The following is a 25,509-nucleotide window of genomic DNA, read 5'->3' as shown; positions in this document are numbered from 1 at the left end:
TTCTGCCTGCCCACTGACAGCCCTTATGCCATAAGGCTTCACTCAGGTTGTCACTAATTTCATAGGGTTACTGATTTACCCCCTTCGCTGGAACCCTTCCGTTTCGCTTGCTATAGGTGAAGTACCCCTGCCGAAACATGGCATAACAACAGGCAACCGGTGGTTGCTATAACGCATGCGCACAGGGAGACACACCGCAATGCACCCATTACTTAAACGTTCGCTGCTTTTTGTCGGCGCGATTATCGTGGTTCTCGCTCTCCTCACCTGGGGAATAGGACTGGAAACGATTAAGGCGCGCCAGGTTGACCTGATTTACCTCGGGCAACAGCACCTGATTCTGGTCTTTTCATCCATGTTCTTTGCCCTGCTGGTGGGCATTCCAAGCGGTATTCTGCTGAGCCGTCCGGCCGCGCGTGGTATCGCCGAATATGTGATGCAAATCTTTAACGTGGGCAACACCCTGCCGCCGCTGGCCGTTCTGGCACTGGCGATGGTGGTGATTGGCATCGGTGATAAACCGGCCATTATCGCCCTCTTTCTGGCCTCTCTGCTGCCGATTGTGCGTAACACCTATGCCGGGCTGTGCTCTGTTCCCGCGTCGTTGCTGGAAGCGGCAAACGGTATCGGCATGACCAAATGGCAGCGCCTGAGTCAGGTTGAGATTCCAAACGCTTGGCCGGTGATGCTTTCCGGTATTCGCATTGCCACTGCGATTAACGTCGGTACCGCACCGCTGGCATTCCTGATTGGCGCCAGCAGCTACGGCGAGCTGATTTTCCCGGGGATCTATCTGAATGATTTCCCGACGCTGATCCTGGGCGCGGCGGCCACCGCTCTGTTCGCCCTGATTCTGGATACGCTGCTGGCGGCACTGGGCCGATTACTGAGCCCGCATCTCGCGCGATAATTATAACAAGGAGCTTCTATGAGACTGTTTTCCGGGCTGACGGCGCTATGCGCCGCCGCGCTCTTCACCAGCCAGGCGCTTGCCGCGCCGCTGATCCTGGCAACCAAGAGCTTTACCGAGCAGCACATTCTCTCGGCCATGACCGTGCAGTATCTGCAAAAGAAAGGGTTTCAGGTACAGCCTCAGACCAATATTGCAACGGTGATTTCCCGTAACGCGATGATCAACAAGCAGATTGATATGACCTGGGAGTATACCGGCACCTCGCTGATCATCTTCAACCACATCAACAAACGCATGTCGCCGCAGGAATCGTACGAGACGGTGAAACGCCTCGATGCGAAGCACGGTCTGGTGTGGCTTAAACCTGCCGATATGAACAATACCTATGCCTTTGCCATGCAGCGCAAGCGCGCCGAGGCTGAACATATCAATACCATGTCTGAGATGGTGGCAAAGATTGAGCAGATCCGTAAAACCGATCCGGATAACAACTGGCTGCTGGGCCTTGACCTGGAATTTGCCGGGCGCAGCGACGGGATGAAACCGTTGCAGGCAGCCTACAACATGGAGCTGGACCGCCCGCAGATCCGCCAGATGGATCCGGGCCTGGTCTATAACGCGGTGCGCGACGGGTTTGTCGATGCGGGGCTGATCTACACCACCGACGGGCGCGTAAAGGGCTTCGATCTTAAAGTGCTGGAAGATGACAAAGGCTTCTTCCCGAGTTATGCCGTGACGCCAGTTGTTCGGAAAGACACGCTGGAGGCTAATCCGGGGCTGGAGGAGGCGCTGAACACCCTTTCAGCCCAGCTCAATAACGACGTTATCACCGAACTGAATAAGAAGGTGGATATCGACCATCAGTCACCGCAGCAGGTCGCCCGTGATTTCCTGCGTAGCAAACAGTTGCTGTAGGAGGCGCTATGGAGACGATTCACTATATTCTCGACAACTGGGACTATCTCTTAACCCTGACGCTGCAACACCTGTGGCTGGTGGCGCTCGCCGTGGGCCTGGCGATTATTATTGGCGTGCCGCTGGGCATTTTAATTGTCCGCCATAAATGGCTGGCAACGCCGGTGCTGGGAATTGCCACCATTGTGCTCACCATCCCGTCAATTGCGCTTTTCGGCCTCATGATCCCGCTCTTTTCGCTGATCGGTCAGGGCATTGGCGCCCTGCCCGCGATTACGGCGGTGTTCCTCTATTCGCTGCTGCCGATTGTGCGTAACACCCACACGGCGCTCGACAGCCTGCCGCCGGGCCTGCGTGAAGCGGGACGCGGCATCGGCATGACCTTCTGGCAGCGTCTGCGCTGGGTGGAAATCCCGATGGCGTTGCCGGTGATTTTTGGCGGCATCCGCACCGCCGTGGTGATGAACATCGGCGTCATGGCGATTGCCGCCGTGATCGGTGCGGGCGGGCTGGGCCTGCTGCTGCTTAACGGTATTGGCGGGAGTGATATTCGTATGTTGATTGCGGGCGCGCTGATGATTTGTCTTTTAGCGATTGTGCTCGACTGGTTGCTGCACCGTTTGCAGGTGGTACTGACTCCGAAGGGGATTCGATAATGATAAAACTGGAAAACCTCACCAAACAATTTTCACAGAAACACGGCCAGACGTTTAAGGCCGTCGACAACGTCAACCTGAACGTGCCTGAAGGGGAAATGTGCGTGCTGCTCGGCCCGTCCGGCTGCGGGAAAACCACTACCCTAAAGATGATCAACCGTCTCATTACGCCAAGCAGCGGGACGATCCTGATTAACGGCGAAGACACCAGCGGAATGGACACCGTGACCCTGCGTCGCAACATTGGCTACGTGATCCAGCAAATTGGCCTGTTCCCGAACATGACCATCGAAGAGAACATTACCGTCGTGCCGCGCATGCTGGGCTGGGATAAAGCGCGCTGTAAATCCCGTGCCGAGGAGCTGATGGATATGGTGGCAATGGATCCGCATAAATTCCTTCACCGCTATCCACGCGAAATGTCCGGCGGTCAGCAGCAGCGTATCGGCGTTATCCGCGCGCTGGCAGCGGATCCCCCGGTCCTGCTGATGGATGAACCGTTCGGCGCGGTCGACCCGATTAACCGTGAGGTGATCCAGAACCAGTTCCTGGAGATGCAGCGCAAGCTGAAAAAGACCGTGATGCTGGTGAGCCACGATATTGACGAAGCGCTGAAGCTGGGCGACCGTATTGCCGTCTTCCGTCAGGGACGTATCGTGCAGTGCGCCAGCCCGGACGAGCTGCTGGCGAAACCCGCGAATGAGTTTGTTGGCTCGTTTGTTGGTCAGGACCGGACGTTGAAACGCCTGCTGCTGGTATCGGCGGGCGACGTCACCGACCAGCAGCCTACCATTACGGTACGCGAATCGACGCCGCTGCCGGAGGCCTTCGCCACCATGGATGACAACGATATTCGCGCCATTACCGTGGTTGATGAGCACGGCAAACCGCTCGGCTTTGTGAAGCGCCGCGAAGCGCGTAACGCCAGCGGCAGCTGCGGGGATATTCTGCATCCGTTCCGCATGACCGGTAAGGCCGAGGATAACCTGCGCGTGGTGCTTTCTCGCCTGTATGAGAGCAACACCAGCTGGATGCCGATTGTGGACGAGGACGGACGCTATAACGGCGAAATATCCCAGGATTATATTGCGGAGTATTTGAGCTCAGGGCGTACGCGCCGGGCGTTGAATATTCATAGCGAGAGTTAAGCATTCAGGCCGGGTACTGCCCGGCCTTTTTCCGCACGCATACCTTTTGCTAACCTCCCGATTTCCCGCCACAATATTGTATCGTCCCCGTTAAATCACGACTTCATGCAACGTCTTCACGCTTACCCCGACATCCGCGCGATGTTTCGTCGTCTCCTGATTGCTACCGTCACCGGCGTGCTGGCGGCGCTGGCCGTTGCGGTGTTCCGCCACAGCATGTATCTGCTGGAGTGGCTATTTCTCAGCAACGAAAGCGGAAGTCTGGTGAACGCCGCAGCCGCGTTATCACCCTGGCGGCGGGCGCTGACGCCTGCGCTGGGTGGTCTGGCCGCGGGAATGCTACTGTGGGGATGGCAGCGCATGACGGCACAACGTCCCCACGCCCCCACCGATTATATGGAAGCGCTTGAGACGGGTGACGGCCAGTTTGATTACGGCGCCAGCCTGGTGAAATCCCTCGCGTCGTTGCTGGTGGTCGCCAGCGGCAGCGCCATCGGCCGTGAAGGCGCCATGATCCTGCTTGCTGCCCTCGCCGCCTCCTTTTTTGCACAACGTTGTACGCCGAAATCCGAATGGAAACTGTGGATCGCCTGCGGTGCCGCCGCCGGGATGGCCAGCGCCTATCATGCGCCGCTGGCGGGCAGCCTGTTTATCGCAGAGATCCTGTTTGGCACGCTGATGCTGGCCTCCCTCGGCCCGGTGGTGATTGCTGCTGTAGTGGCCCTGCTGACCACGCGCCTGTTAAGTCCCGGCGCGAATACGCTATATGATGTCCATCTCAGCGAGATGCTTACGGCGGTGGATTATTTCCTGATCGTTGGCGTGGGTCTGCTGGCTGGCGTTTGCGGCCCGCTGCTGATGTGGCTGATGGCGGCCAGCCACAGGCTGTTTCTGCGTCTCAAACTTTCACCGCCGTGGCAGCTGGCGCTGGGTGGTCTGATCGTCGGGCTGCTGTCGCTGCTAACGCCGAAGGTATGGGGGAATGGCTATAGCGTGGTTCAGGCGTTTTTGCAGTCACCGCCGCTGCTGTCGGTGATTGCTGGCGTCTTTATTTGCAAGCTGCTGGCGGTGCTGGCAAGCAGCGGGTCCGGCGCGCCGGGAGGCGTGTTCACGCCAACCTTGTTTGTCGGTATGGCAACGGGAATGCTGTTTGCGCAGATCTTTGCGCTGTGGTTTCCTGGCTCTGAGACGGCGATCCTGCTCGGACTGGCGGGTATGGCGACGCTGCTCGCCGCCACAACGCATGCGCCAATCATGTCGGCCTTGATGGTATGTGAGATGACCGGGCAGTATTTTTTACTTCCCGGTTTGCTGGTTGCCTGTGTTGTGGCGTCGGTATTGTCGAGAACGCTACGCCACGACTCGATCTACGGCCAGCATACCGCCGAAAGCCGAGAGATCGATGTAGTGCGCTAATTCGCGCTGCTCGGCGCGGGGCAGATAAGGCAGTTCGCCCACCAGCGGGCCAGGCAGCTTTTTGCTCAGCACATCGATGATTTCAGCGTAGTGCGCAAGGCCCGGGTTAATACGGTTCGCCACCCAACCAATCAGCGGCAGGCCGTCATTAGCGATAGCCTGCGCCGTCAGCAAGGCATGGTTGATGCACCCTTCCTGAATGCCCACGACCATAATCACCGGCAACTGCTCCTGCACCACCCATTCGGAAAGGGGACGTAAATCGTTCATCAGGCTGCGCCAGCCGCCGGTCCCTTCAACGACAACGTGGTCAACCTTTTCACTCAGATTTGCCAGGCCATCAGAAAGCAGGCTGTAGTTGATAAGCCCACTGTGAGCGACGCTGCTTTCCTCTTCGCTTAAGGCGATAGGATTAACGGCATCATAAGGCAGTTCCAGAGACGAGACGCTTTGCAGAACCAGGGCATCCTTATTGCGCAGCCCTTCTGGCGTCTCTTTACTGCCTTTTGCAACCGGCTTGTATCCTGCAACGCGTTTACCGCTTGCCGCCAGGGCCTGAAGTAACGCGCGGGATACGACTGTCTTCCCGACAGACGTATCCGTACCAGTAATAAAGAAACGCTTAAGCATGACTCATTCCACCTCTTGGGTATGCTTCAAAATATAAACCAGGTAAATAATTCAGTGGGGAAAGTCTACGGGATGCGTGCGCTACCGGGCTTGAGATAGCGCAATTTTTCGTACATCTCTGGAAAAGAGTTAGCCCTGTAGCAAACGAATCAGTAACGAGCCGTTGTACATCGCATCTTTTACCAGCGCGGCGCCGGCCATCGTACCCTGGTTGGAAAATTGCGTACTTTCGACCACGATGTTTTTACTGTACGCGGGAAGCGCCTGCTGATTGATGCAGGCGGAAATCGCCGGAAAGAGGATATCCGCCGCCTGGCTGAGCGGGGAGCCGATCAGTATTTTTTGCGGGTTAAACAGGTTCACCATAATGGCCAGAATGCGCCCGACATTATTGCCCACGCCGGTAATAATGTCCTTCGCCAGCAGATCGCCCTGCCTTGCCGCAGCGCACAGTGCCTCGACGCTTAACGGTTGACCGTGCAGCGTGGAGCTCATCGACTGGCTGAGCCGCACCTGCGCCAGCTCCAGCACGCTTTCGACGCTGGCAATCGTCTCCAGACAGCCATGGTTACCGCAGTAGCAGCGTTTTCCGTACGGATCGACCTGCGTATGGCCGATCTCCACCAGGCTACTGCTGCCAGCATGCAACAGACGCCCGTCGGTGATCACACCTGCGCCAACGTTATGATCAATCACCACCTGAATTACGTCGCGTGCGCCCCGGGAGGCACCAAACAATGCCTCCGCCATCGTCCAGGCGCTGATATCATGCTGAATGTAGACCGGCACACCGGTGTGGTTTTCCAGCACGTCGCCCAGCGGCATCTCTTTGACGTTTTCATAAAACGGCATGCGGTGCACAATGCCATTTTCGGTATCAATAATTCCCGGCAGGGTGATCGCAATCGCCGTTAAACGTTCAAGACGCTGCTGGTGACGAATAAAGAACTGGTCGATGTGGGTCAGAATGGCATCGAGAAGTGGTTGCTCTGCATTAAGCGGGAGTTCCAGCCGGTCTTCCACCACCAGCTTGCTGCTGAGGTCGCGCAGCGCGAGGAAGATTTCCCCGCGGCTAATCCGCAGCGACAGGTAGTGCCAGGCTTCCGTTTCCACCACCAGCCCTACCGCCGGACGGCCACGGCTGCCCGGCTCCTGAATTTCTGTTTCCTGAACCAGATGGGCTTCCAGCATTTCGCGGACAATCTTGGTAATACTGGCGGGTGCCAGTTGTGCCAGGCGCGAAAGATCGATACGCGAAACCGGACCAAGCTGATCAATCAGGCGATAAACGGCACCCGCGTTGGTCTGCTTGATCTGATCGATATGCCCTGGCTGACTATCAGCAACCACCTCGTACTCCCTTATTTTCGAGCTTCGAAATAAACTGAGGGCTATGGTGAAGCACTTCAATGGCTGACGTCAAATTTTTACTTAGCCATGTGATTTACTGCACATTTTCGCCCACTTTTCCCTATAAATAATGCCCGCGAGAAGCGGTAATTAATTGTTCTTTGAAACGCTGTGCCGCATGGCTCTGTTCATGATGTTTAGACCACACCAGCCACATCTCTGAGACTGCATCCTGCTCGGCTATCTTCACCCAGCGCATTTCCGCCAGTTGTACCCGTTTAAATGAGGCCGGGAGAATCGATACGCCAAGCCCTGCGGCAACGAGACCAATGATCGTCATGGCTTCCCCCACCTCCTGCGCGATAGTCGGGACAAGGCCATATCGCCGCATCAGACCAAGAATATCGTCATACAACCCGGTACCCACCTGTGGGTCAAAAAAGACAAACGGCTCTTTCGCCAGTTCAGCCAGCGAGACGCTGTGCTGCGCGGCGAGCGGATGATCCCGGGGGATCATCGCCATCAGCGGTTCGCGGAGGATCACCTGCCACGCCAGGGTATCAGGCAACTGCGTGTTACGCATCAGCCCCAGGTCGAGCGATCCTTCGTTAAGCGGCGATATCTGCTCTCGGGTATTTATTTCGCGCGTCTGAATATGCACATCCGGAAAGTTACGGCGAAACGAGGATAGCGTTTGTGAAACAGCGCTGATAAAGGGGGCCGATGAGGTAAACCCGATGCGCAGCTCCCCCGTCTCCCCAAGATAAAGCCGTTCCGCTCTGGCGGCGGCGTCCTCCACCATACTCAGGATCTGCCGGCTATCGGCGAGAAACTGTTTTCCCGCCGTCGTCAGGCTCACGCTGCGGTTGGTTCGCGCCAGCAGACGCGCCCCGACCTGCTGCTCCAGGATCTGGATCTGCTGGCTTAGCGGTGGCTGAGAGATATTCAGCCTTGCCGCCGCACGACCAAAATGCAGCTCTTCGGCGACGGCGACAAAATAGCGCAGATGGCGCAGCTCGATATTCATATTTTTAAAGTATCATTTGAGATTATTAATATATTAGACAGAATATTTACATTTTCCTACCCTAATCTTGTGGTCATACCCGTCACCAGAAACCACGGGGATGTTTAAGCAAGGATTATGTGTGAGCCGTACAACGACCGTTGATATCGCGCCGGCCAGCGACATTGATGATTTACCCGCAGCACCGCAGCCGGTTCAGTTTATTAAACGTGGTACCCCCCAGTTTATGCGCGTCACGCTGGCGCTCTTCTCAGCAGGTCTCGCCACTTTTGCCCTGCTCTACTGCGTTCAGCCGATCCTGCCGGTCCTGTCGCATGAATTTGGCGTGTCGCCAGCCAGCAGCAGTATTTCGCTCTCCATTTCAACCGGGATGCTGGCGATCGGTCTGCTGTTCACCGGGCCACTTTCGGATGCCATCGGACGTAAGCAGGTCATGGTAACGGCGTTAATGCTGGCCTCCGTGTGTACCTTGCTGTCCACCATGATGACCAGCTGGCACGGCATTCTGGTCATGCGCGCGCTGATTGGGTTATCCCTCAGCGGCGTGGCGGCGGTCGGGATGACCTATCTCAGCGAGGAGATCCACCCGAGCTTCGTGGCCTTCTCCATGGGGCTATACATTAGCGGGAACTCTATCGGCGGGATGAGCGGACGCCTGCTCAGCGGTGTGTTTACTGATTTCTTTAACTGGCGCATTGCACTGGCCGTTATCGGCTGCTTCGCCCTCGCTTCGGCGCTGATGTTCTGGAAAATCCTGCCGGAATCGCGCCATTTCCGCCCGACCTCCCTGCGTCCGAAAACGTTATTTATCAACTTTCGTCTGCACTGGCGCGATCAAGGGCTGCCCCGTTTGTTCCTGACCGGTTTCCTGCTGATGGGCTCGTTCGTGACGCTGTTTAATTACATCGGCTATCGTCTGATGCTTTCACCGTGGCATCTTAGTCAGGCATTGGTGGGTTTGCTCTCTGTGGCATATCTCACCGGGACATGGAGTTCGCCAAAAGCGGGCGCCATGACCGCGCGCTTCGGTCGTGGTCCGGTGATGCTGGTTTCCACCGCCGTGATGCTGTTCGGACTGCTGATGACGCTTTTCTCTTCCCTGTGGCTGATTTTTGCCGGAATGCTGCTCTTCTCTGCGGGCTTCTTTGCCGCGCATTCCGTTGCCAGCAGCTGGATTGGCCCACGCGCGCGCCGCGCCAAAGGTCAGGCTTCGTCACTGTATCTGTTCAGTTACTATCTCGGTTCCAGCATAGCCGGTACGCTCGGCGGGGTGTTCTGGCATAACTACGGCTGGAACGGCGTGGGCGGATTTATCGCGCTGATGTTGTGCGCGGCACTGCTGGTGGGCGCGAGCCTGCATAAACGACTGCATTAACATTCAGCCCTCTTCGTGTTTAAATCGAGCCGATGCTAATTTTTGTCATCGGCTGATTCAGACACGAGGACTTCATGAAAAACAATAACTATCAACAACTCACCCGCACCTTCCAGCGCCTCTCCCGCTTCTCGCACCTCTCCTCCATCGCCAGTTGGGACATGTTCACCATGATGCCGCCAGGCGGCAGCGCCGCGCGCGGTGAAGCGCTGGCGGAGATGAGCGTCCTGCAACATCAGATCCTGACCGATAAAAAAATGGGTGAATGGCTGGCGGCGGCGGCAGACGAAGATCTGAATGACGTTGAGCAAGCCAACCTGCGTGAAATGACACGCCACTACCAGCAGGCCACTTTACTGCCGGAATCGCTGGTGGAGGCCAAATCGCTGGCGGGCAGCAGGTGTGAACACGCCTGGCGCACTCAGCGTCCGGCCAACGACTGGCAGGGCTTTTCAGCCAACCTGAAAGAGGTGGTGAAACTCAGTCGTGAAGAAGCCCGCCTGCGCGCTGAGGCTAAAGGCTGCACGCCTTACGACGCGCTGCTGGATATCTTTGAACCCGACATGACCAGCGCTCGCCTGGATGTGCTGTTCGGCGATCTGAAGTCCTGGCTGCCGGAGCTGCTGGCAAAGGTTGTGGAAAAACAGGCTCAACGATCGTTCGTTCCGCCACAGGGTCCCTTCCCGACCGCCACGCAGCGCGAGCTGGGCCTGGAAGCGATGAAAATGCTTGGCTTCGATTTTAACGGCGGTCGTCTGGACGTTAGCGCTCACCCGTTCTGCGGCGGCGTGCCGGAAGATGTGCGTATCACCACGCGTTACGATGAAGATGAACTGCTCAGCGCGCTTTTCGGCGTGATCCACGAAACCGGACATGCCCGCTACGAGCAAAACCTTCCGCGAGCGTGGGCCGGCCAGCCCGTTGCGCTGGCGCGCTCTACGGCGATCCATGAATCCCAGAGCTTGTTCTTTGAAATGCAGCTGGGCCGCAGCGACGCTTTCCTGAAGCATCTGCTTCCGGCGGTTCATGCCCGTTTCGGCAGCCAGGCGGCATTCAGCGAAGAGAATTTTATTGCCTGGAACCAGCGCGTGAAGCCGGGCTACATCCGCGTTGATGCGGATGAAGTGAGCTATCCGGCGCATGTGGTGCTGCGCTATGAGATCGAGCGCGCGCTAATCAATGGCGAAATTGAAGTCGATGATATTCCCGCGTTATGGGATGAGAAAATGCAGGCGTGGCTTGGGTTATCCACCAAAGATAACTACCGCAACGGCTGTATGCAGGATATCCACTGGACCGACGGCGGTTTTGGCTACTTCCCGTCTTACACGCTGGGGGCAATGTATGCGGCACAGCTGTTCCATGCCGCCAAAACTGCGCTGCCCGGGTTGCAGGCATCCATTGCCGGGGGCGATTTCTCGGCGCTGTTTGACTGGCTGCGTCAGAATATCTGGCAGCACGGCAGCCGTTTCAGCACGTCGCAGCTCATCACCCAGGCTACAGGTGAAGATCTGAATATCCGCTACTTCCGCGAACACCTGACGTCCCGCTATCTGTAACCGAACGCGCCGGGGGCCCACCCCGGCGTTGTACATATGGTTACACGCCGATACCAATCACTCACGGAAACCCCGAATTTACAGGGATATAGTTATTTCAACGGCCCCGCAGTGGGGTTAAATGAGAAACCAAATTCGAGGGTATGAAAATGAAAAAAGTATTAGCTCTGGTCGTTGCCGCTGCTATGGGTCTGTCTTCCGCTGCATTCGCGGCTGAAACTACCGCCACCGCAGCGCCTGCGGCATCCACCGCTGCTCCGGCCAAAACGGTTCACCATAAAAAACATCACAAAGCGGCTAAACCAGCGGCAGAACAAAAAGCGCAGGCCGCGAAAAAGCACCACAAAAAAGCGGCAAAACCTGCGGTAGAGCAGAAAGCCCAAGCGGCTAAAAAGCATCACAAAAAAGCAGCAAAACACGAAGCGGCTAAACCTGCTGCGCAGCCAGCAGCGTAAGAGTACAAGCTTAACCGTGCCCTTCGGGGCACGTTGGTAAACCGGCGCTGAACGGGTTTGCGGTCAGCGCCGTTTTTTTATCCGGAGGGCGTATGCTGCGGCGCTATCGGTTTGAGTTCATTCTTATCCTGCTAATTTTATGCGCGCTCATCGCCAGCCACTTTTATCTTTCCTGAATGTAGCACGCTGATTTTACTCCCACTTTCTCGCCGTCGCGTCTATAGTATTTTCATAGGGTTCACTTTTAATAATCATAATTACCCCCACCAGAGTGTGATATGCGTAAATCTGTTGTGTTGTTACTGGGAACGTTTAGCCTTTTTGCTGGCTTTTCACATGCGGATGATGGCGACGATGACGCCATTAGCGCCAAAGAGGTAAAGACGCTGTTTTTTGGTCATGACGATCGTACGCGTGTCACCGATCCTACCGAATCGCCCTGGGATGCCATCGGGCAACTGGAAACCGCCAGCGGCAATTTATGTACCGCGACCCTCATTACGCCACGCCTTGCGCTGACGGCGGGTCATTGCCTGTTAATGCCGCCTGAAGGCAAACCGGATAAAGCGATCGCCCTGCGCTTTGTGTCGCAAAAAGGAATATGGCGCTACGAAATTCACGGTATTGAGGGGCGGGTGGATCCGTCGCTTGGCAAACGCCTGAAACCGGATGGCGATGGCTGGATTGTGCCGCCCGGGGCGGCCTCCTGGGATTTCGGGCTGATCGTTTTACGTTATCCGCCGTCCGGGATCACCCCGCTGCCGCTCTTTGATGGCGATAAAGCCGCGCTCACCGCCGCCCTGAAAGCCGCCGATCGAAAAGTGACGCAGTCAGGCTACCCTGTTGATCACCTCGATTCGCTGTACACCCATACGGACTGCGTGGTGACGGGCTGGGCGCAAAACAGCGTACTGTCGCATCAGTGCGATACGCTACCGGGTGATAGCGGATCGCCCCTGATGTTAAAAACTGATAACGGCTGGCAGCTGATTGGCGTTCAGAGTTCTGCGCCAGCGGCGAAAGACCGCTGGCGCGCAGATAACCGGGCGTTGTCGGTGACCGGTTTTCGCGACCGGCTGGAAGCCCTGGCGCAGCAGTAGGTCACTCAGGCCAGTTTAATCATGATCATGCCGGCGAGCAGTAATACCAGCCCTATCCAGCCTTTATTGTTTAAACGCTGCCCGAACATAATCCAGCCTGCCGCCAGGGTGGCGGCAATACCGAAGCCCCCCCACAGCGCATAGGCCACGGACAGATCGATGCCTTTCACCGCCTGCGACAGGGCGCTAAACGCCCCCAGAACCGCGGCAATCGATAACAGGCCGTAGGCTTTGCGACGAAAACCGTCGGAGAACTTCAGAAAGACGTTGGCAATAATTTCCAGAACGATGGCGAAAGCCAGCCAGGCCGCGTGGATCCATTCAAACTGCTGCATGGGTCTGCTCCTTCTGCTGTTTTGCCGGTTTGCGTGTACCCGATTTAATCAGCACGATACCTGCGACCAGGGTCGTCAGCCCGGCAATTTTCATTGTCGTCAGGGTTTCATCAAATAACATGACGCTAAACAGCGTAATCAATAAAATACCAATACCTTCCCACAATGCGTATGCCACGCCCAGCGCGATTTTTTTAACCGCAAAAGAGAGGAAAATATAGGAAAGCGTAATCATGACCAGCATCAAAATAAAACCGGTGCTGCCATCACTCACGCTTGCCCATTTCATCGACAAGGTGCCGGTAATTTCAGCGACGATCGCCAGAGCTAATAAAATCCAGTAAAACATGTTTTTTCTCCTGCTTGAGAATATAATCCATCGAGGCTCGCTGCGGACAGCAAACCAAAAAATTGGGAATTAAATCAGTTAGCTAAGCGCATAGCGCCAGCTCAGGCAGAAGACGTGACTATAGCGCGGAACGCCAGTGTTGCTCACCAGAAAGCAGGCAGAGGGAGGTTGAAAACAGAGCAGAGTTGTTTGAAAAAAACGTCCTGAACAAATTGTCCATAAAATTACAATTATCCGCGGTGTTGCTTCTCGTCTTTGCGGATGAAAATTGTCCTCGGTAGTTGAACACGCCTGATTTGTATCATAAGCCAGGAATTTACTCAAAGCCTTTTCATTTCTTTACCCAGTCTGTTTGATTTTGGTTAGTTTTTTTAATCCGCTTTCCCCTCTATTATAAATAAAAAACTGTTCAGGAACGTCCATGGCCAAACCTATTATCACCCTCAACGGGCTTAAGATCGTCATCATGCTGGGCATGCTGATGATCATTCTGACCGGCGTTCGTTTTGCGGCCGATATCATCGTGCCTTTTATCCTGGCGCTTTTTATCGCGGTGATCCTCAATCCGCTGGTGCAGCGAATGGTGCGGCTACGCATCCCGCGTGTGCTGGCGATAAGCCTGCTTATCAGTATTATTATCGTTGCGATGGTGCTTTTAGTCGCCTATCTGGGAACCTCCCTGAACGAGCTGGCGCGGACGCTACCGACATACCGCTCTTCCCTGGCGACCCCGCTGCTGCAAATTGAACCCTGGCTGCAACGCGCGGGTATCGAAGTCTCGGTTGAGGAACTGCTTAAATACATCGATCCGAATGCCGCCATGACGATTGTCACCAGCCTGCTGGCACAACTCTCCAACGCCATGACCTCGATTTTCCTGCTGTTCCTGACGGTTGTGTTTATGCTGCTGGAAGTTCCACAGCTGCCTGCAAAGCTCCAGCACATCATGGTGCGTCCGGTAGAGGGAATGGGCGCCATTCAGCGCGCGCTCGACAGCGTTTCACGCTATCTGGTGCTGAAAACGGCCATCAGCCTGGTGACGGGATTAGTGGTCTGGGGGATGCTCGCCGCGCTGGATGTGCGTTTTGCCTTTGTCTGGGGGCTGCTGGCCTTTGCGCTCAACTATATTCCTAACATCGGCTCCGTGCTGGCGGCGATCCCCCCTATCCTTCAGGTGCTGGTTTTCAGCGGTTTGTATGATGCCCTGATTCTGCTGGCAGGCTATCTGGTGATTAACCTTGTCTTCGGGAACATTCTCGAACCACGGATAATGGGACGCGGGCTGGGGCTTTCAACCCTTGTTGTGTTCCTGTCCCTGATTTTCTGGGGCTGGCTGCTCGGGCCTGTCGGCATGCTGCTCTCCGTTCCGCTGACAATTATTGTCAAAATTGGCCTGGAGCAGACCGCCGGTGGACAAAGTATCGCTGTACTGCTGAGCGACATGAGCCATAAGGCCGATTAATTGTCCATCGACAGCATGGGCTTACCCGTTCTTCCCGCTTCGCGATAGTTGCCCACTGCCCGCTGCCATTCCGACAGCGGGTAGAGGGTGACATCGCTGCACTGGCTGGCGCGCAGTTTAGGCCAGATGCGCCGAAACTCCGCCTGCCACGCCTCAGCGCTCAGCGCGTCCAGATAGTTACGAATGTGAAACCACGCCACGCGCGGCAACGGCCGCTGCTGCCGGAAGGTCTGCCCGGAGAGTAGCCCGTAGCAGACAAAGGTGCCGGTTTCGGGCATCACGCTCAGGATCGTCTCCGCCAGACTGCCGCCCGTGGCGTCGTACACCACCTCCGCTTGCGCGGCGGCAGCGTTGACGGCGGTCGTATCATGTTGCGCAATCGGGACGATCCCCATTTCAGCCAGACGTTGAGCGTGCACGGGCGAACGATGGATCCCGTAAACCGCCTCCGCACCCGCCTGACGTGCCCATTGCCCGAGCAGAACGGCGCAGTCAGAACCGGCAGCGGTGAGCAGCACCGTTTTCCCGACCGGAGGATAGCGGTCCAGCATCATCTGTGCGGCAAGCGGGTTGATATACGCCCGCGCGGCAAGTAGCGAGTCGACGTCGTCCGGGACGGGAACCGCATACGCCGCCGGGCAGTCGACATAGCGCTGCCAGGTTCCCTGCCCCCGTAACGGCAGGACCCGCTTGCCCAGCAGCGCCGGATAAGCGGCGGGCGTTTCGGTCACTATTCCGACCCCTTCATAACCGGCTATCGCAGGCAGCGGCGTGCGATGGCGATATGCTCCGGTGATGGGGATGAGATCGGAGGCGTTCACCGGGGAAAAAAGCATGCGCACACGTATCTCTCCCGGCTGTCGCGGCGACAATGGTGTAGTTTCCGCTTGCAGTACCGATTCAGGCTCACCAAACCGGCGATACCAGAGGGCCAGATTAAGCATTGCGATCGCGCCATCCCATTTCCGGTGCGACATGTTTCAGGATGGACTCGATCACATGTGCGTTGTATTCCACGCCCAGCTGATTCGGCATGGTAAGTAACAGCGTATCCGCTTCCGCGATCGCTTCATCCTTTTTCAACTGTTCAATCAGCTTGTCTGGCTCTGCGGCATAGCTGCGTCCGAAAATGGCCCGCGTTTTCTCATCCAGATAGCCCACGCTGTCGCTTTCATTGCGGCTTGAACCGAAATACATCCGGTCGCGATCGTCCATCAGGGCAAAAATACTGCGGCTGACCGAAACGCGTGGCTGACGGGTATGCCCTGCCTCAGCCCAGGCCTGTCGGTAGGCTCGGATCTGTTTTGCCTGCTGAATATGGAACGGCTCGCCGGTTTCATCATCTTTCAGCGTTGAGCTTTGCAGGTTCATCCCCAGTGTTGCCGCCCATACTGCCGTTGCATTAGAGCCAGCCCCCCACCAGATACGATCGCGTAAGCCTTCTGAATGCGGCTCCAGACGCAACAATCCCGGCGGGTTTGGGAACATCGGCTGTGGGTTAGGCTTTGCAAACCCTTCACCGCGTAATACATCAAGCAGTACCTCAGTGTGGCGGCGCGCCATATCAGATTCGTTTTCCCCTTCCTGCGGCACGTAACCAAAATAACGCCAGCCATCAATCACCTGCTCCGGGGAACCCCGGCTGATACCAAGCTGTAATCGCCCGCCGGAGATGAGATCTGCCGCGCCAGCATCTTCCGCCATATACAGCGGATTTTCATACCGCATGTCGATCACACCCGTCCCGATTTCGATGCGTTTGGTTTTCGCGCCTATTGCAGCCAGCAAGGGGAATGGCGAACTGAGCTGGCGGGCAAAGTGATCCACACGGAAATAAGCCCCGTCCGCGCCCAGCTCTTCGGCGGCGACCGCCAGATCGATGGACTGTAGCAGCGTGTCAGCCGCGGTTCGCGTGCCGGACTGGGGTGACGGTGTCCAGTGACCAAACGACAAAAATCCGATCTTTTTCATAGTGGAGTATCCTGATAAAGCATTGCGTTATCCCTACTCTACGCATTAACGAATGAGAATAAATGGTGATTATTTAACGGAATGCTTCAAATAAACTGACAGAAATACGCAAATCGCACGCTGCCTTCCCGCAGAGGAGGCATTCTCCTGACATCTCATAATGGGATATAGTGTGAATTATTCTCTTTTTAACAGGTAACATCAGCAATGGCTCTGATCCCCAAAAACTACGCACGGCTGGAAAGCGGCTACCGTGAAAAAGCGCTAAAAATCTACCCCTGGGTTTGTGGACGCTGCTCGCGTGAGTTTGTATATTCAAATCTTCGTGAACTCACGGTTCACCATATCGACCACGATCACACCAATAACCCGGAAGATGGCAGTAACTGGGAGCTGTTGTGCCTGTTTTGTCACGATCACGAACACTCAAAGTACACCGAAGCGGATCAGTATGGCACCACCGTTGTCGCGGGTGAGGATGCGCAAAAAGACGTGGGTGTCGCCACGTTTAACCCCTTTGCCGATCTCAAGGCGATGATGAACAAGAAGAAGTAATATCGACGGCTTCACTGCCCATACCTGTCGTATGGGCACTTATATTCCTTAAACATTTCATTAAATACCCTTTCCGCCAGATTTGCCTCGCCGCCATTCTGAACATAACCCTCTCCCTCCTGCACCCGTACGACGTCACTCCTCGTTCCCCCTTGATCTTTGCTATCAACATACAATACTGTATATAAATACAGTCTTAATTAACGGTGATCATAATGCAGTTTTTCACCCCTCCTGGCGATACCAGAGCGAGCTGACCATGTTTGCACTGTGTGATGTGAACGCTTTCTATGCTTCCTGTGAAACGGTTTTTCGCCCGGACCTGAAGGGACGACCGGTGGTCGTGTTGTCCAATAACGATGGGTGCGTCATCTCTCGCTCCGCTGAAGCCAAACCCTTTGTGAAAATGGGTGAACCGTACTTCAAACAGAAAGATCTCTTCAGGCATCATGGCGTGGTTTGTTTCAGCAGTAATTATGAACTTTACGCGGATATGTCCAACCGGGTAATGAACACGCTTGAAGAGATGTCGCCTCGTAGCGAAATATACTCAATTGATGAGATCTTTTGCGATCTTACCGGCGTGCGTAATTGTCGCGATCTTTCCGACTTTGGGCATGAAATGAGAGCGACCGTACTGCAACGCACCCATCTGACCGTCGGAGTGGGCATCGCACCCACAAAGACGCTGGCGAAACTGGCAAATCATGCGGCGAAACGCTGGCAGCGCCAGACGGGAGGCGTTGTTGATTTATCCAATGTGGATCGTCAGAGAAAGCTGATGGCGGCGCTACCCGTCGAAGACGTTTGGGGTGTAGGACGTCGCATAGCGAAGAAGCTTGAGATGATGGGGATTAAGACCGTCCTGCAACTGGCAGACACCGATATCCGGTTCATAAGAAAACATTTCAATGTCGTGCTGGAGAGAACGGTGCGTGAATTACGGGGCGAATCGTGTCTTGAACTGGAAGAGTTTGCCCCGGTAAAGCAAGAAATCGTCTGTTCGCGCTCGTTTGGCGAACGCATCACCGAATATGACGATGTACGCCAGGCCATCTGTAGTTATGCCGCCCGGGCAGCAGAAAAACTTCGCAATGAGCATCAGCATTGCCGCTTTATCTCCGTATTTGTTAAAACCTCGCCCTTCGCGCTTAACGAGCCATATTATGGCAATAGCGCGTCGGTAAAACTGCTCACCCCAACCCAGGATAGCCGGGATATTATCGGCGCATCAGTTCGTTGTCTGGATGCGGTCTGGAAGAACGGCCATCGGTACCAGAAAGCCGGAGTGATGCTGGGAGATTTTTATAGCCAGGGCGTCGCGCAACTTAATCTGTTTGACGACAACGCACCCAGGAAAAACAGCCAAAAGTTAATGGATGTATTAGACCATCTGAATGCTGAAAATGGCCGTGGCACGCTTTACTTCGCGGGACAGGGTATACAGCAGCCGTGGCAGATGAAACGGGAAATGCTTTCACCCCGCTACACCACCCGCTTTGCGGATCTCCTCACTGTTAAGTGATATTAACAATTGCTGCTAAGTTGTAATTTTCCCCTTGCCGGACCGGACAAATCGGTTATCGTGCCAGGCAACTTTCGCAGCAATAAAAGACAGTGGGATGCGCTATGGCGATTTTTGATGGTCACAATGACCTGTTGCTTAATTTATGGCTTCACCATCGCCAGGATCCGGTAACGGCCTTCTTCTCCGGCATTGAGAAGGGACACCTCGATTATCCACGCATGCAGCAAGGCGGATTTTCCGGCGGGCTGTTCGCGCTGTTCGTGCCGCCGCAGGAGTATATCGCCCGCATGGCGCCACAATACGCCAGCGAGCCGTGGCAGCCGGTCGACATTCTCTGGCAGCAGCTGACGATCCTTAAGCAGCTTGTCGCCCACTCCGATGGCCGGGCGCGATTGTGCCTGAGCTCGGCGGATATCGAACGCTGCCGTCAGGATAAAGTGCTGGCGATGGTGGCGCATATTGAGGGCGCGGGCGGTTTTGACGGCGAGGGAGACGATCTACAGGCTTTCTATGCCGCCGGGGTGCGCAGCATTGGGCCTTTCTGGAACATTGCTAACCGTTTCGGCACCGGCGTTAACGGGGCGTTTCCCGGCAGCCCGGACAGCGGCCCAGGGCTTACCGCTGAGGGTATCGCCCTCATTAAGCACGCTAACGTCCTGAACATGCTGATTGATGTTTCGCATATGAATGAAAAAGCGTTCTGGGATACCGCTCGTCATTCCTCTTCACCGCTGGTCGCCACCCATTCCAACGCCCATACGCTGTGCCCGCAACCGCGCAATCTGACCGATCGGCAGCTACTGGCTATCCGCGACAGCGGCGGCGTGGCAGGCGTCAATTTCGGCAACGCGTTTTTGCGCGCCGACGGTAAACGCGATAGCGATACCCCGCTGAGCACAATCGTTCGCCATATCGACTATCTTATTAACATCATGGGTGACGATCATGTCGCGCTGGGCTCCGATTTTGACGGCATTACGTTGCCTGATGACTTACACGATGTGAGTGGTTTACCGCGGCTAATCAGCGCGTTGCGTGACAGCGGCTATGATCAATTTGTGCTGAATAAGCTGCTGTGGGGCAACTGGCAAAAGGTATTGCAAAATGTTTGGCAACAATAGGTTACGTTGTAAACATTAAGTTAATTCCTTACATCTTTCGGGTTGAGCTTTGCCCTCCTGTGACGCATTATTTGATGACCATCACAAAACTGGCACAAACAATGGCGTTGGTGCTGCTTTTTTAAAGAGGAAAAAACGATGTGGAAGAAACCTGCTTTTATTGATTTACGTCTTGGCCTGGAAGTGACCCTGTACATTTCCAACCGTTAATCGCTCTGCCCGCCATCCGTGCGGGCATTTTTGTTTGACTACCTGGCCCATCTTCATGTTTATTAAAGTCCTCGGTTCCGCCGCTGGCGGTGGTTTCCCCCAGTGGAACTGTAACTGCGCCAACTGTCAGGGTTTGCGCGACGGTACCCTTCAGGCGACCCCTCGCACCCAGTCGTCGATCATCGTCAGCGATAACGGCAAAGAGTGGGTGCTGTGTAACGCCTCCCCCGATATCAGCCAGCAGATTGCCCATACGCCAGAACTGAATAAGAAAGAGGTTCTGCGCGGCACGCATATTGGCGGCATTATTCTCACCGATAGCCAGATTGACCACACCACCGGGCTGCTCAGCCTGCGCGAAGGGTGCCCGCATCAGGTATGGTGTACGCCGGAGGTGCATGAAGATCTTTCCAGCGGATTCCCGATTTTTACCATGCTCCGGCACTGGAACGGTGGCCTGATTCACCACCCGATCGCGCCGCTCACCGCCTTTAGCGTGGAAGCCTGCCCTGATTTGCAGTTTACCGCTGTCCCCATCGCCAGTAACGCACCGCCCTATTCGCCGTGGCGCGACCGCCCGCTGCCGGGGCATAACGTGGCGCTGTTTATCGAAAACCGCCGCAACGGTCAGACGCTGTTCTACGCACCGGGTCTCGGTGAACCCGATGACACCATCCTGCCGTGGCTTAAAAAAGCGGACTGTCTGCTGATTGACGGCACCGTCTGGCAGGACGATGAACTCCAGGCCACCGGCGTCGGACGCAATACCGGCCGCGACATGGGCCATCTGGCGCTCGGCGATGAACACGGCATGATGGCGCTGCTGGCCTCGCTGCCGGCAAAGCGCAAGATTCTGATCCACATTAATAACACCAACCCGATCCTTAACGAGCAGTCGCCGCAGCGTCACGCCCTTGCGCAGCAGGGAATAGAAGTGAGCTGGGACGGGATGAACATCACGCTTCAGGACTAACTATGCACATTCGCGAAACGCTCTCACCGCAAGAGTTTGAGCACGCCCTCCGGGCGAAAGGCGCCTACTATCATATTCACCATCCGTACCATATCGCGATGCATAACGGCGAGGCCAGCCGCGAGCAGATCCAGGGCTGGGTGGCGAACCGGTTTTACTACCAGACGACGATCCCGCTGAAAGATGCGGCAATTATGGCGAACTGCCCGGATCCGCACACGCGTCGCAAATGGGTGCAGCGGATCCTCGATCACGACGGCAGCAACGGTCATGACGGCGGTATCGAAGCCTGGCTACAGCTGGGCGAAGCCGTGGGGCTCAGCCGCGAGGACTTAATCAGCGAACGCCACGTGTTGCCCGGCGTCCGTTTCGCCGTCGACGCTTACGTTAACTTCGCCCGCCGCGCCAACTGGCAGGAGGCGGCATGCAGCTCGCTCACCGAACTGTTCGCCCCGCAAATCCATCAGTCGCGTCTCGACAGCTGGCCACAGCACTACCCGTGGATCAAAGAGGAAGGCTATTTTTATTTCCGCAGCCGCCTCAGCCAGGCCAGCCGCGACGTTGAACACGGTCTGGAGCTGGCGAAGCGTTACTGCGATAGCGCGGAAAAGCAGAATCGGATGCTGGAGATCCTTCAGTTCAAACTCGATATCCTGTGGTCGATGCTCGACGCGATGACCATGGCCTACGCGCTACAGCGTCCGCCTTATCACACGGTCACCGACAAAGCGGCCTGGCACACAACCCGACTGGTATAAGCATGCAAAAAAACTCCATCGTCGCCTTTCGTCGCGGCTATCGCCTGCAATGGGAAGCCGCTCAGGACAGCCATGTCATCCTCTATCCGGAAGGCATGGCCAAACTCAATGAGACCGCGGCCGCGATCCTCGAACTGGTCGATGGCCAACGCGACGCGGCGGCCATCATTGCCATACTCAACGAACGGTTCCCGGAAGCCGGCGGCGTGGATGACGACGTCGTAGAATTCCTGCAAATCGCTTATCAACAGAAGTGGATTATTTTCCGTGAGCCAGAATAAACCCGCCGTCAATCCACCGCTGTGGCTGCTGGCGGAGCTGACCTATCGCTGTCCGCTACAGTGTCCTTACTGCTCTAACCCGCTGGACTTCGCCCGGCAGGATCAGGAGCTGACCACCGAACAGTGGATTGAGGTTTTCCGCCAGGCGCGGGCGATGGGCAGCGTGCAGATAGGTTTTTCCGGCGGCGAACCGTTGACGCGTAAAGATCTGCCGGAGCTGATCCGCGCCGCCCGCGATCTCGGTTTTTATACCAACCTGATCACCTCGGGAATTGGCCTGACGGAAAGCAAACTCGACGCGTTCAGCGAGGCCGGTCTGGACCATATCCAGATTAGCTTCCAGGCCAGCGATGAAGTGCTCAACGCTGCGCTGGCGGGGAATAAAAAAGCCTTCCAGCAGAAGCTGGCGATGGCCAAAGCGGTCAAAGCCCGTGATTACCCGATGGTGCTGAATTTCGTCCTGCATCGGCATAATATCGATCAGATCGATAAAATCATCGAGCTGTGCATCGAACTGGACGCCGACGATGTCGAACTTGCCACCTGCCAGTTCTACGGTTGGGCGTTCCTTAATCGTCAGGGGCTTCTGCCGACGCGGGAACAGATCGCCCGCGCGGAACGCGTGGTTGCCGAATATCGGCAAAAAATGGCCGCCAGCGGCAATCTGACCAACCTGCTGTTCGTCACCCCCGATTATTACGAAGAGCGGCCAAAAGGCTGTATGGGCGGCTGGGGGTCGATTTTCCTCAGCGTGACCCCGGAAGGCACGGCGCTGCCCTGCCACAGCGCGCGCCAGCTGCCGGTGGATTTCCCGTCGGTGCTTGAGCAGAGCCTGGAATCCATCTGGTATGACTCTTTCGGCTTCAACCGCTATCGCGGGTTTGACTGGATGCCGGAGCCGTGCCGCTCCTGCGATGAAAAGGAGAAGGACTTCGGCGGCTGCCGCTGTCAGGCCTTTATGCTCACCGGGAATGCGGATAACGCCGATCCGGTGTGCAGCAAATCGCCGCATCATCATAAAATCCTCGAGGCGCGACGCGAAGCAGCCTGTAGTGATATGAAGATCGGTCAACTTCAGTTCCGCAACCGTACCCGTTCTCAGCTTATCTACAAAACCCGGGAACTGTAACGATAATGACCACCCGCATCGTGGAACTGGCAGGCGGTTTGCGCGCAACGCTGGTGCATCAGCCGCAGGCGACACGCGCGGCGGCGCTGGCGCGCGTGAGTGCCGGAAGCCATCACGAGCCACCGCGCTTCGCCGGTCTGGCGCATTTGCTTGAGCACCTGCTGTTCCGCGGTAGCCAGCGCTATCAGGGCGATGATCGACTCATGGCCTGGGTCCAGCGCCAGGGCGGCAGCGTCAATGCCACCACGCTGGCTCGCCACAGCGCTTTTTTCTTCGACGTTGCCGCCGATAACCTGTCCTACGGCGTCGCGCGGCTGCGGGATATGTTGCAGGCGCCGCTGCTTTCACCGCATGACATACAGCGCGAAGTGGCTGTCATTGATGCGGAAAACCGGCTCATCCAGCAACATGATTCCGCCAGGCGCGAAGCGGCGGCGCGCCACGCGATGGAAGAACCCGCGGTTTTTCGCCGTTTTCAGGTGGGTAGCAAGGATTCTCTGGGACAGGACCCGGTATCGCTGCAAGCCGCGTTGCGCGACTTTCATCGTCGCTATTATGTGGCCGGACACCTGCAATTGTGGCTGCAAGGGCCGCAAACGCTGGATGTGCTGGCCGAGCTTGCCCATACGTTTGCGTCAGATTTTGCGTCAGGAGGCATGCCTGAAACCGCTCCCCCGTTGCGTCTTAGCGCTGAAGCAGATTATAAGCTGGCGGTAACGGAGCGACCCGCACTGTGGCGTTGTCCGTTAATCCGAAAAAGTGACAACGTCACTTTATTTCGGGAGTTTTTACTGGACGACGCCCCCGGAAGCCTGATTGCCGGGCTACGGGCGCGCGGGCTGGCAGAAGAGGTAGCCCTGAACTGGCTTTATCAGGATGACGATTACGGCTGGCTGGCGCTAACGGTTGATAGCGAACGGCCCGAGGACATTGACCCGCATATTACCCACTGGCTACGGGCGCTACAGCAAACGACGGATGAGCAGCAGCGGCATTATTATCGGCTGGCACAGCAGCGTTTCAGCGCCCTGCCGACGCTGGAGCAGCTGCGCCAGCGGGCATTTGGTTTTGCGCCCGGCGCGGCGCCCGTAGGTTTTTCCGCCTTCTGTGCTGACTTACTGGCGGCGCCAGTCTCGTATCTGGCCTGCAAAAAAATGGAAACCGCTGAAATTATTGCCAGCCAGGGTTTTGCCCTGCCGCTTAGCCATTGGCGTCGCCAGCCGGTTGCAGATGATAGCCCCATCGCGTTTTCCTTCTACCCGCAGACTGCCAGGTATGCTGCGCCAGCCCCGACGTCAGAAGCTGCTCCACTGCTGCATTTGTCGGCGCAGACACAACCGCCGACGCTGATCCTGCGCAGGCCTTTTTATTCGCGCGTGGACAGGTCACAGGGGGTGGCGATGGGCAAACAGTTACGCCCTCTTCTTGCTGAACTGCGCCATATCGACGGCAGCGGCGAGTGGCAAACGGTTGACGGTAGCTGGCAGCTCACCCTGCGGCTTCCTGACGCCATGGTGACGGCGGAACCCATCATCGGGGCGATAATCGATCGCCTCTCCCACCCCGCACCTGCTATTACGCCAGCGCCAGAAGGCATTGCCATCCGTGAGCTGCTTCAGCAATTGCCTGAACGTCTGGCATCGGACCCGCCACGGGACGGCTGGCTGGCGGCGTTAGTTGGCGGCAGCGCCGGACACGCGCACGGGTTAGCCCGGCAGCTTGGCCTGCTCCGGGTGCCGGTTAACGCTAAGCCGTTGCCGTTAAGCGGTTGTCCCGGCGGGATCGAACACATCCCGCACGCCAGCGCGGATTCGGCGCTGCTGGTGTTTATTCCCCTGCCGCCGGGCGCGTCGCTCGCCGCGCTGCGGCTGCTGGCGTTATGCTGCGAACCGCAATTTTTCCAGCGCCTGCGCGTGGAACAGCAGATTGGCTACGTGGTCAGCTGTCGTTATCAGCGTATTGCCGATCGCGATGGCCTGTTGCTGGCGTTACAGTCGCCTGACCGTTCTCCCGTGAACCTGTTGGGTTGCTGCAAACGATTTTTGCGTGAGCTGACGCCGTGCGATGAGGCAGCGTTCAGCGTGTTGCGACAGCAGCTGGCGACGCAGATCCGCTCACCGATGGATGCCAGCGCCACGGCAGTGGCCGCCCTGCGCCAGCGCTATGGTTTGCCGGTGTTAACGCCGCAGGCTATTGATGCCCTGCAACCTGACGAGATAATCGCGCTATGGCGCGAGATGACTCGCCGTCGCCGACGCTGGCGGGTGCTTTTCACGGGCTGACCGGAACCGGC

At 56.6% G+C, this 25,509-nt stretch carries 27 protein-coding genes; 20 read left to right on the top strand and 7 right to left on the bottom strand.

The window, feature by feature from the left end; all coding sequences use genetic code 11:
* Positions 1–199 precede the first annotated feature (199 nt).
* The 5 genes from osmY to clcB all read left to right on the top strand — a co-directional run bounded on the left by osmY (position 200) and on the right by clcB (position 5,048).
* A complete protein-coding gene (gene osmY / locus INF61_RS21565) occupies positions 200–910 on the top strand; it encodes an osmoprotectant ABC transporter permease OsmY (RefSeq protein WP_032648184.1) in 711 nt (236 codons plus the stop codon).
* 18 nt (positions 911–928) lie between these two features.
* Positions 929–1,828 (top strand): osmoprotectant ABC transporter substrate-binding protein OsmX, encoded by a 900-nt coding sequence (gene osmX, locus INF61_RS21560; RefSeq protein ID WP_017694085.1) that lies wholly within the window; start codon positions 929–931, stop codon positions 1,826–1,828.
* Positions 1,829–1,836: 8 nt separating this feature from the next.
* A complete protein-coding gene (osmW, locus tag INF61_RS21555; RefSeq protein ID WP_006808875.1) occupies positions 1,837–2,484 on the top strand; it encodes an osmoprotectant ABC transporter permease OsmW in 648 nt (215 codons plus the stop codon).
* Positions 2,484–3,632, top strand: coding sequence for an osmoprotectant ABC transporter ATP-binding protein OsmV (osmV, locus tag INF61_RS21550; RefSeq protein WP_003857446.1), 1,149 nt, complete (start codon positions 2,484–2,486; stop codon positions 3,630–3,632). The genes osmW and osmV overlap by 1 nt, the downstream gene beginning before the upstream one ends.
* Before the next feature lie 105 nt (positions 3,633–3,737).
* A complete protein-coding gene (gene clcB, locus INF61_RS21545) occupies positions 3,738–5,048 on the top strand; it encodes a voltage-gated ClC-type chloride channel ClcB (protein WP_023296525.1) in 1,311 nt (436 codons plus the stop codon).
* Here clcB and bioD read toward each other — a convergent pair.
* The 3 genes from bioD to INF61_RS21530 all read right to left on the bottom strand — a co-directional run bounded on the left by bioD (position 4,983) and on the right by INF61_RS21530 (position 8,055).
* Positions 4,983–5,678, bottom strand: coding sequence for a dethiobiotin synthase (gene bioD, locus INF61_RS21540; protein ID WP_015570628.1), 696 nt, complete (start codon positions 5,676–5,678; stop codon positions 4,983–4,985). The two genes, clcB and bioD, sit on opposite strands and share 66 nt — an antisense overlap.
* 129 nt (positions 5,679–5,807) lie before the next feature.
* Entirely contained in the window at positions 5,808–7,028 is a 1,221-nt protein-coding gene (gene mlc / locus INF61_RS21535) for a sugar metabolism global transcriptional regulator Mlc (protein ID WP_003857451.1), read from the bottom strand.
* A 121-nt stretch (positions 7,029–7,149) separates the two neighbouring features.
* Positions 7,150–8,055, bottom strand: a complete 906-nt coding sequence (locus tag INF61_RS21530; protein ID WP_193548114.1) for a LysR family transcriptional regulator — start codon at positions 8,053–8,055, stop codon at positions 7,150–7,152.
* 121 nt (positions 8,056–8,176) lie between these two features.
* Here INF61_RS21530 and INF61_RS21525 point away from each other — a divergent pair, with 121 nt between their 5' ends.
* The 5 genes from INF61_RS21525 to INF61_RS21510 all read left to right on the top strand — a co-directional run bounded on the left by INF61_RS21525 (position 8,177) and on the right by INF61_RS21510 (position 12,544).
* Positions 8,177–9,430 (top strand): MFS transporter, encoded by a 1,254-nt coding sequence (locus INF61_RS21525; RefSeq protein WP_017384556.1) that lies wholly within the window; start codon positions 8,177–8,179, stop codon positions 9,428–9,430.
* Positions 9,431–9,504: 74 nt separating this feature from the next.
* The gene (locus tag INF61_RS21520) at positions 9,505–10,989 is read left to right on the top strand and encodes a carboxypeptidase M32 (protein WP_032619769.1); all 1,485 of its coding nucleotides are present in this window, start codon (positions 9,505–9,507) and stop codon (positions 10,987–10,989) included.
* A 149-nt stretch (positions 10,990–11,138) separates the two neighbouring features.
* Complete coding sequence (gene asr, locus INF61_RS21515; RefSeq protein ID WP_003857459.1) at positions 11,139–11,444, top strand: acid resistance repetitive basic protein Asr; 306 nt, start codon at positions 11,139–11,141, stop codon at positions 11,442–11,444.
* A gap of 92 nt (positions 11,445–11,536) precedes the next feature.
* The gene (locus INF61_RS23150; RefSeq protein ID WP_057979992.1) at positions 11,537–11,620 is read left to right on the top strand and encodes a hypothetical protein; all 84 of its coding nucleotides are present in this window, start codon (positions 11,537–11,539) and stop codon (positions 11,618–11,620) included.
* A 102-nt stretch (positions 11,621–11,722) separates the two neighbouring features.
* Positions 11,723–12,544 carry a serine protease gene (locus tag INF61_RS21510; RefSeq protein ID WP_003857461.1) on the top strand — a complete coding sequence of 274 codons (822 nt, stop codon included), beginning with the start codon at positions 11,723–11,725 and terminating at the stop codon, positions 12,542–12,544.
* Between the two features lie 5 nt (positions 12,545–12,549).
* Here the strand turns inward: INF61_RS21510 and mdtI are convergent, their stop codons facing one another.
* Together mdtI and mdtJ are read right to left on the bottom strand one after the other, a co-directional pair.
* A complete protein-coding gene (mdtI, locus tag INF61_RS21505) occupies positions 12,550–12,879 on the bottom strand; it encodes a multidrug/spermidine efflux SMR transporter subunit MdtI (protein WP_003857463.1) in 330 nt (109 codons plus the stop codon).
* Positions 12,866–13,228 (bottom strand): multidrug/spermidine efflux SMR transporter subunit MdtJ, encoded by a 363-nt coding sequence (gene mdtJ, locus INF61_RS21500; RefSeq protein ID WP_015570633.1) that lies wholly within the window; start codon positions 13,226–13,228, stop codon positions 12,866–12,868. Before mdtJ ends, mdtI begins: the two co-directional genes overlap by 14 nt.
* A gap of 421 nt (positions 13,229–13,649) precedes the next feature.
* Here mdtJ and INF61_RS21495 point away from each other — a divergent pair, with 421 nt between their 5' ends.
* Positions 13,650–14,690 (top strand): AI-2E family transporter, encoded by a 1,041-nt coding sequence (locus INF61_RS21495; protein ID WP_015570634.1) that lies wholly within the window; start codon positions 13,650–13,652, stop codon positions 14,688–14,690.
* Here the strand turns inward: INF61_RS21495 and INF61_RS21490 are convergent.
* A complete protein-coding gene (locus INF61_RS21490; protein ID WP_017384558.1) occupies positions 14,687–15,634 on the bottom strand; it encodes a zinc-dependent alcohol dehydrogenase family protein in 948 nt (315 codons plus the stop codon). The genes INF61_RS21495 and INF61_RS21490 overlap by 4 nt on opposite strands.
* A complete protein-coding gene (locus tag INF61_RS21485) occupies positions 15,627–16,661 on the bottom strand; it encodes an LLM class flavin-dependent oxidoreductase (protein ID WP_193548113.1) in 1,035 nt (344 codons plus the stop codon). The genes INF61_RS21490 and INF61_RS21485 overlap by 8 nt, the downstream gene beginning before the upstream one ends.
* Positions 16,662–16,868: 207 nt before the next feature.
* Between INF61_RS21485 and yajD the strand changes: the two genes are divergently transcribed.
* From yajD to pqqF, 9 genes are all read left to right on the top strand, one after another.
* Positions 16,869–17,216 carry an HNH nuclease YajD gene (gene yajD / locus INF61_RS21480; protein WP_006808895.1) on the top strand — a complete coding sequence of 116 codons (348 nt, stop codon included), beginning with the start codon at positions 16,869–16,871 and terminating at the stop codon, positions 17,214–17,216.
* Between the two features lie 259 nt (positions 17,217–17,475).
* Complete coding sequence (locus INF61_RS21475; RefSeq protein WP_032609083.1) at positions 17,476–18,741, top strand: Y-family DNA polymerase; 1,266 nt, start codon at positions 17,476–17,478, stop codon at positions 18,739–18,741.
* Positions 18,742–18,845: 104 nt separating this feature from the next.
* Positions 18,846–19,865 (top strand): dipeptidase, encoded by a 1,020-nt coding sequence (locus INF61_RS21470; protein WP_141414784.1) that lies wholly within the window; start codon positions 18,846–18,848, stop codon positions 19,863–19,865.
* Between the two features lie 138 nt (positions 19,866–20,003).
* Positions 20,004–20,075, top strand: coding sequence for a pyrroloquinoline quinone precursor peptide PqqA (gene pqqA / locus INF61_RS21465; RefSeq protein WP_002905689.1), 72 nt, complete (start codon positions 20,004–20,006; stop codon positions 20,073–20,075).
* A 55-nt stretch (positions 20,076–20,130) separates the two neighbouring features.
* Entirely contained in the window at positions 20,131–21,048 is a 918-nt protein-coding gene (gene pqqB, locus INF61_RS21460) for a pyrroloquinoline quinone biosynthesis protein PqqB (protein WP_017384563.1), read from the top strand.
* Positions 21,049–21,050: 2 nt separating this feature from the next.
* Positions 21,051–21,806, top strand: a complete 756-nt coding sequence (pqqC, locus tag INF61_RS21455) for a pyrroloquinoline-quinone synthase PqqC (RefSeq protein ID WP_003857506.1) — start codon at positions 21,051–21,053, stop codon at positions 21,804–21,806.
* A gap of 2 nt (positions 21,807–21,808) precedes the next feature.
* Positions 21,809–22,087 carry a pyrroloquinoline quinone biosynthesis peptide chaperone PqqD gene (gene pqqD, locus INF61_RS21450; protein WP_003857508.1) on the top strand — a complete coding sequence of 93 codons (279 nt, stop codon included), beginning with the start codon at positions 21,809–21,811 and terminating at the stop codon, positions 22,085–22,087.
* Entirely contained in the window at positions 22,074–23,216 is a 1,143-nt protein-coding gene (pqqE, locus tag INF61_RS21445; RefSeq protein ID WP_022651046.1) for a pyrroloquinoline quinone biosynthesis protein PqqE, read from the top strand. Before pqqD ends, pqqE begins: the two co-directional genes overlap by 14 nt.
* Before the next feature lie 5 nt (positions 23,217–23,221).
* A complete protein-coding gene (gene pqqF, locus INF61_RS21440; RefSeq protein ID WP_193548112.1) occupies positions 23,222–25,498 on the top strand; it encodes a pyrroloquinoline quinone biosynthesis protein PqqF in 2,277 nt (758 codons plus the stop codon).
* Positions 25,499–25,509: the final 11 nt, after the last annotated feature.

This window comes from Enterobacter cloacae complex sp. P18RS (genome assembly GCF_014982105.1).
GTDB classification, from domain to species: Bacteria; Pseudomonadota; Gammaproteobacteria; order Enterobacterales; family Enterobacteriaceae; genus Enterobacter; species Enterobacter hormaechei_C.
Note: the sequence above shows the minus strand (reverse complement) of the source record. Positions and strands in the feature narration are given on the sequence as shown.

Bases quoted from the DNA above. Each gene is read 5' to 3' on its own strand.
- INF61_RS21470 (WP_141414784.1), top strand. From the start codon at position 18,846: ATGGCGATTTTTGATGGTCACAATGACCTGTTGCTTAATTTATGGCTT.
- mdtJ (WP_015570633.1), bottom strand. From the start codon at position 13,228: ATGTTTTACTGGATTTTATTAGCTCTGGCGATCGTCGCTGAAATTACC.
- mdtI (WP_003857463.1), bottom strand. From the start codon at position 12,879: ATGCAGCAGTTTGAATGGATCCACGCGGCCTGGCTGGCTTTCGCCATC.
- asr (WP_003857459.1), top strand. From the start codon at position 11,139: ATGAAAAAAGTATTAGCTCTGGTCGTTGCCGCTGCTATGGGTCTGTCT.
- osmY (WP_032648184.1), top strand. From the start codon at position 200: ATGCACCCATTACTTAAACGTTCGCTGCTTTTTGTCGGCGCGATTATC.
- pqqF (WP_193548112.1), top strand. From the start codon at position 23,222: ATGACCACCCGCATCGTGGAACTGGCAGGCGGTTTGCGCGCAACGCTG.
- INF61_RS23150 (WP_057979992.1), top strand. From the start codon at position 11,537: ATGCTGCGGCGCTATCGGTTTGAGTTCATTCTTATCCTGCTAATTTTA.
- pqqB (WP_017384563.1), top strand. From the start codon at position 20,131: ATGTTTATTAAAGTCCTCGGTTCCGCCGCTGGCGGTGGTTTCCCCCAG.
- osmW (WP_006808875.1), top strand. From the start codon at position 1,837: ATGGAGACGATTCACTATATTCTCGACAACTGGGACTATCTCTTAACC.
- bioD (WP_015570628.1), bottom strand. From the start codon at position 5,678: ATGCTTAAGCGTTTCTTTATTACTGGTACGGATACGTCTGTCGGGAAG.
- osmV (WP_003857446.1), top strand. From the start codon at position 2,484: ATGATAAAACTGGAAAACCTCACCAAACAATTTTCACAGAAACACGGC.
- clcB (WP_023296525.1), top strand. From the start codon at position 3,738: ATGCAACGTCTTCACGCTTACCCCGACATCCGCGCGATGTTTCGTCGT.
- pqqC (WP_003857506.1), top strand. From the start codon at position 21,051: ATGCACATTCGCGAAACGCTCTCACCGCAAGAGTTTGAGCACGCCCTC.
- INF61_RS21510 (WP_003857461.1), top strand. From the start codon at position 11,723: ATGCGTAAATCTGTTGTGTTGTTACTGGGAACGTTTAGCCTTTTTGCT.
- osmX (WP_017694085.1), top strand. From the start codon at position 929: ATGAGACTGTTTTCCGGGCTGACGGCGCTATGCGCCGCCGCGCTCTTC.
- INF61_RS21530 (WP_193548114.1), bottom strand. From the start codon at position 8,055: ATGAATATCGAGCTGCGCCATCTGCGCTATTTTGTCGCCGTCGCCGAA.
- INF61_RS21520 (WP_032619769.1), top strand. From the start codon at position 9,505: ATGAAAAACAATAACTATCAACAACTCACCCGCACCTTCCAGCGCCTC.
- INF61_RS21490 (WP_017384558.1), bottom strand. From the start codon at position 15,634: ATGCTTAATCTGGCCCTCTGGTATCGCCGGTTTGGTGAGCCTGAATCG.
- INF61_RS21485 (WP_193548113.1), bottom strand. From the start codon at position 16,661: ATGAAAAAGATCGGATTTTTGTCGTTTGGTCACTGGACACCGTCACCC.
- INF61_RS21475 (WP_032609083.1), top strand. From the start codon at position 17,476: ATGTTTGCACTGTGTGATGTGAACGCTTTCTATGCTTCCTGTGAAACG.
- pqqD (WP_003857508.1), top strand. From the start codon at position 21,809: ATGCAAAAAAACTCCATCGTCGCCTTTCGTCGCGGCTATCGCCTGCAA.
- INF61_RS21495 (WP_015570634.1), top strand. From the start codon at position 13,650: ATGGCCAAACCTATTATCACCCTCAACGGGCTTAAGATCGTCATCATG.
- yajD (WP_006808895.1), top strand. From the start codon at position 16,869: ATGGCTCTGATCCCCAAAAACTACGCACGGCTGGAAAGCGGCTACCGT.